At 38.2% G+C, this 536-nt stretch carries 1 protein-coding gene; it reads left to right on the plus strand.

The features are described 5' to 3' along the window. The first annotated feature begins 83 nt into the window (after positions 1–83). Positions 84–509 (plus strand): IS200/IS605 family transposase, encoded by a 426-nt coding sequence (tnpA, locus tag CWS31_RS17380; RefSeq protein WP_148747795.1) that lies wholly within the window; start codon positions 84–86, stop codon positions 507–509. The last annotated feature ends 27 nt before the right edge of the window (positions 510–536 follow it).

Here is a 536-nt window from a genome sequence, read left to right on the forward strand (position 1 = left end):
TTAATTCGTCAGAAGGAGTTGGTTTAAACCCCCGTCTTTAGACGGGATAGCTTTCAGCTAGCAGTTGCGTTTATTATATAAGTATGAAATATCGTAATGGTTCACATACCAAATATAAAATTGAATATCATTTTGTTTGGGTAACGAAGTATCGTTATCGAGTCTTAACAGGTGATATAGGATTAAGAGTTAGAGAGCTAGCAAGGCAAACTTGTGAGCACTTAGAAATTGAAATACTACGTGGGGTAGTCAGTCAAGATCATGTTCACTTGTTGGTTTCAGCACCACCTAGTTTATCACCATCAGAGATAATGCGACGAATAAAAGGACGAACATCAACGAAGTTGTTTCAAGAGTTTCCTCAATTGAAAAAACGGTATTGGGGGCAACATTTTTGGGCTAGAGGTTACTTTTGTGTCACAGCAGGAGAGCTAACAAAAGAGATGATCAAAGAATACTTGGAACATCACTTTGAGCGCAAATCAAATGACAACTTTGAAGTGGAGTAATCGGCTTTAGCCGAAATGCTGGACTTT

This window comes from Colwellia echini, assembly GCF_002843355.2.
Taxonomy (GTDB): Bacteria; Pseudomonadota; Gammaproteobacteria; order Enterobacterales; family Alteromonadaceae; genus Colwellia; species Colwellia echini.

What these genes read in the sequence shown, in the direction of transcription:
- tnpA (WP_148747795.1), top strand. Translation starts at nt 84, where the DNA reads ATGAAATATCGTAATGGTTCACATACCAAATATAAAATTGAATATCAT.